This window comes from Arthrobacter sp. HMWF013 (genome assembly GCF_003061105.1).
Lineage (GTDB): Bacteria > Actinomycetota > Actinomycetes > Actinomycetales > Micrococcaceae > Arthrobacter.
In genome coordinates this window covers 3,680-8,328 of sequence record NZ_QAIQ01000492.1, presented here as the reverse complement: position 1 = coordinate 8,328, position 4,649 = coordinate 3,680, and the positions used below count along the sequence as shown (strand labels likewise).

The window sequence follows — 4,649 nt, the reverse complement described above, 5'->3', positions numbered from 1 at the left end:
ATCGTCTCCACCGGCGGCACCGCCGATGGAGACGATTTCGAAGCCGAGATCGGAGAGCCGCTTGACGCCCATGATGACCGAGCGCTTGTCCCGGTTCGCCACCGAGACAAAAATCTTGCCTTCGGTGGGCAGCGCGTTGTTCGCCGCTGCCTGGCTCTTCGCGAAAGCGGTGTCGAAGTGCTTGTCGATGCCCATCACTTCACCGGTGGAGCGCATTTCCGGGCCGAGCAGCGAGTCCACCACCTTGCCCTCCGGGGTGCGGAACCGGCTGAACGGCAGGACAGCTTCCTTGACCGAGACCGGTGCGTCCAGCGGCAGCGTGGATCCGTCGCCGGTTTCCGGCAGCATCTTGTAAGCGGTCCGGAGCTGGTGGATGGTGACGCCGGTGCCGATCAGGGCGGCCGCCTTGGCCATCTGGACGCCGGTGGCCTTGGAGACGAACGGGACCGTGCGGGAGGCACGCGGGTTCGCTTCCAGGACGTACAGGACATCGGAGGCCAGCGCGAACTGGATGTTGATCAGGCCACGCACGCCCACGCCCTCGGCGATGGCCCGGGTGGCGGTGCGCACGCGCTCCAGGACGTTGTTGCCGAGCGTGATCGGCGGCAGGACGCAGGCGGAGTCACCGGAGTGGATCCCGGCTTCCTCGATGTGCTCCATGATGCCGCCGAGGTACATGTCGGTGCCGTCGAAGAGCGCGTCGACGTCGATTTCGACGGCGTCTTCCAGGAACCGGTCGATCAGGACCGGGTGGTCCGGGGTGATCTCTGTGGCGTTGGCGATGTAGCGGGAAAGGTTCGGCTCGTCGTACACGATCTCCATGCCGCGGCCGCCGAGGACGTAGGACGGACGGACCAGGACGGGGTAGCCGATCTCGTCAGCGATCTTTTTGGCGTCCTCGAAGGAGACGGCGGTGCCGTTCTTCGGGGAGATCAGCCCGGCGTTGTCCAGGACGCGCGAGAATTCGCCGCGGTGCTCGGCGAGGTCAATCGCTTCCGGGGACGTGCCGAGGATGGGCACTCCGGCGTCGGCCAGCTGCTGGGCAAGCTTCAGCGGGGTCTGGCCGCCAAGCTGCACAAACACACCCATCACGCCGCCGGTACGTTCCTCGGCCGCGATGACCTCCAGGACGTCCTCGAGGGTCAGCGGTTCGAAGTACAGGCGGGTGGAGACGTCGTAGTCGGTGGAGACGGTTTCCGGGTTGCAGTTGACCATCACGGTCTCGTAGCCGGCCTTGCGCAGTGCCATCGAAGCGTGGACGCAGGAGTAATCGAACTCGATGCCCTGGCCGATCCGGTTGGGACCGGAGCCGAGGATGATGATGGAGGGCTTGGAGTGCAGTGCAACCTCGTCCTCCTCGTCGTAGGACGAGTAGTGGTACGGGGTGTAGGCGGCGAACTCTGCCGCGCAGGTGTCCACCGTCTTGTAGACCGGACGGATCCCCAGGGCCTGGCGGACACCGCGGACCACGGCCTCGGAGTTGTGCGTCAGGGCTCCGATCTGTTCGTCGGAGAAGCCGTGGCGCTTGGCCCGCTGGAGCATCTCCACGGTCAGTGAACCTGCCTGGCGGATCTCGTGCGAGATCTCGTTCAGGAGCTGGAGCTGGTCAAGGTACCAGGGATCGATCTTGGTGGCTTCGTACAGCTCCTCCACGCTGGCGCCGCCCAGGAGCGCACGCTGCACCTGGTGCAGGCGGTCCGTGGTGGGCCGCTTGGACTTTTCAAGGAGCTCCGCGACCTCCCATTCGGGGACGGAGCTGAAGTCCAGCTGCGAACCCTTCTGTTCCAGGGAACGGAGGGCCTTCTGGAGTGCCTCGGTGAAGTTGCGGCCCATGGCCATCGCCTCGCCCACCGACTTCATGGTGGTGGTGAGGGTGTTGTCGGCGGCCGGGAACTTCTCGAACGCGAACCGCGGAACCTTGACCACCACGTAGTCCAGGGTGGGTTCGAAGGACGCCGGCGTCTTCTGCGTGATGTCGTTGGGGATCTCGTCCAGGGTGTAGCCGAGGGAGAGCTTGGTGGCGATCTTGGCGATGGCGAAGCCGGTGGCTTTGGAAGCCAGGGCGGAGGAGCGGGATACGCGCGGGTTCATCTCAATGACGACGACGCGGCCGGTGTCCGGCTCGACGGCGAACTGGATGTTGCAGCCGCCGGTGTCCACGCCCACCTCGCGGATCACGGCGATGGAGATGTCGCGCAGCCGCTGGTATTCGCGGTCCGTCAATGTCAGGGCAGGGGCGACGGTGATGGAGTCGCCGGTGTGGACGCCTACAGGATCGAAGTTTTCGATGGAACAGACGACAACGACGTTGTCGTTCTTGTCCCGCATCATTTCGAGCTCGTATTCTTTCCAGCCCAGGATGCTCTCTTCCAGCAGGACCTCGGACGTGGGGCTGTACTGCAGGCCCTGTCCCACAATCCTGCGGAGGTCGCCCTCGTCATAGGCGAGGCCGGAGCCGAGGCCGCCCATGGTGAAGGAAGGCCGGACCACCATGGGGTAGCCCAGGTCCTCGGCAGCTTTGAGGGCCTCATCGATGGTGTGGATGATGTGGCTGCGGGCTGATTCGGCGCCGCAGCGTTCCACCACGCCCTTGAACTTTTCGCGGTCCTCGCCGAGCTCGATCGCGGCGATGTTCGCGCCGATGAGTTCGACGTTGTACTTCGCCAGCACACCGTTCTTGTCCAGGGCGATGGCGGTGTTCAGGGCCGTCTGCCCGCCCAAGGTGGGCAGGATGGCGTCCGGCCGCTCCTTGGCGATGATCTTCTCCACCACCTCGGGGGTGATGGGCTCGATGTAGGTGGCATCGGCGAACTCGGGGTCCGTCATGATGGTGGCGGGGTTTGAATTCACCAGGATGACCCGCAGGCCCTCCTCCTTGAGGACACGCAGTGCCTGGGTACCGGAGTAGTCGAATTCGGCGGCCTGGCCGATCACGATCGGGCCGGAGCCGATGACCAGGACGCTCTTAAGGTCAGTTCTCTTGGGCATTACTTGGTGTCCTCAGTCTTGGAATCGGTGGTGTTCTTGGCGTCGGCAGGCTTTTCCGACAGGTTGGCAGTGCGCCCGTCGCGGGTGCCTTCCATGAGGTCGATGAAACGGTCGAACAGGTACGCGGCGTCGTGGGGGCCGGCCGCCGCTTCGGGGTGGTACTGGACGGAGAAGGCAGGGATATCGAGGCACGCCAGGCCCTCGACGACGTCGTCATTGAGGCTGATGTGGCTGACCTCAACGCGGCCGTAACGCTCCTCCGGAGCCTGGGTGGCGCCGTCGAGCGGTGCATCCACGGCGAAACCGTGGTTCTGCGAGGTGATCTCCACCTTGCCGGTGCGCCGGTCCAGCACGGGCTGGTTGATGCCGCGGTGGCCGTAGCGGAGCTTGTAGGTGCCGAAGCCCAGTGCGCGTCCCAGGATCTGGTTGCCGAAGCAGATGCCGAAGTACGGGAGTTTCTCGTCCAGGACCGAACGGAGCAGCTTGACCTGCGCGTCAGCGGTAGCGGGGTCGCCGGGGCCGTTGGACATGAAGAAGCCATCCGGGTTGACGGCCTTGACGTCCTCCAGCGTGGCGGTGGCGGGCAGGACGTGCACGCGGACGCCGCGCTCGGCGAAGCGGACGGGGGTCATGGCCTTGATGCCGAGGTCGATCGCGGCAATGCTGAACCGTGCCTCGCCTTCCCAGCCGTGGTCCTTGGGGTCCACGACGTAGGCCTCGTCGACGCTGACCTCTTCAGCGAGGCGGGCGCCTTCCATCGGGGCGCTGGCCGAGACAGCGTCAAGGAGTTCCTTGTCCGTGGCCTTGGCCGCCTCGCCGGAGAAGATCCCGGCGCGCATGGTCTTGTGCTCGCGCAGGTGCCTGGTGATGGCGCGGGTATCCACGCCCTGGATGCCCACAATCCCCTGCTCCACCAGTTCCTCATCGAGTGACCGCTCGGAGCGCCAGTTGGACGGGCGGCGGGCGGCGTCGCGGACGATGTAGCCGGCCACCCAGATGCGGCGTGACTCGGCGTCCTCGCTGTTCACGCCGGTGTTGCCGATGTGCGGGGCCGTCTGTACCACCAGCTGGCGGGCATAGGACGGATCCGTGATGGTTTCCTGGTAGCCGGTCATGCCGGTGGCGAAGACCGCCTCGCCCAGGGCCTTGCCCTGCGCGCCGTAGCTGGTGCCGCGGAAAATGCGGCCGTCCTCCAGGACGAATGCCGCCGGGGTGGAAGGAGCCGAAGCCGCTGGGTTTGCTGTCACTGTTTCTGTCACTGTCTTACTTTCCACTATGGGGATCCTGGGAATGTTCCTGGTGGCCGGCGGCGATCAATTGCTGAAGGGAGTCATCGAGGGCCACTTTGTCAGCGGCCCGGCGGGTGCGGAAGCCGGTATCGAGTTCGTGGGTTCCGAGGAGCCAGGTGAGGACGAGGAGGCCTTCCTTTTCCACAAATTTCCCGGCCATTCCGCTTTCCTGCCGGACCCCGGTCAGGCTGGCTGCCGGGATGTAGAGCGCCGGAGCGCCGGACCGGTCGAAGAGGACGCCGTGGGAGAACACGCTGAGGACAGCGTTGGTCCGGATGCCGAGGCCGTGCACGGCGATCCGGTCGAGCCAGTCCCCGGCGGTGGTGGAAGCAACGTACTGTCCCTCGGCGCGGGCCACCGGTACGCCGGCGG

General features: G+C 65.7%; 3 protein-coding genes. All 3 read right to left on the bottom strand.

The annotated features are described in order from the left end of the window. Positions 1 to 2,988 (bottom strand): carbamoyl-phosphate synthase large subunit (gene carB / locus DBR22_RS17540; protein WP_108600076.1); only part of this gene is annotated, 2,988 nt, incomplete at its 3' end. Continuing rightward, positions 2,988 to 4,271 (bottom strand): glutamine-hydrolyzing carbamoyl-phosphate synthase small subunit, encoded by a 1,284-nt coding sequence (carA, locus tag DBR22_RS17535; protein ID WP_108600075.1) that lies wholly within the window; start codon positions 4,269 to 4,271, stop codon positions 2,988 to 2,990. The genes carA and carB, both read right to left, overlap by 1 nt. After that, on the bottom strand, positions 4,252 to 4,649 hold a 398-nt coding region (locus DBR22_RS17530; protein ID WP_258229270.1), incomplete at its 5' end, for a PH-like domain-containing protein. The genes carA and DBR22_RS17530, both read right to left, overlap by 20 nt.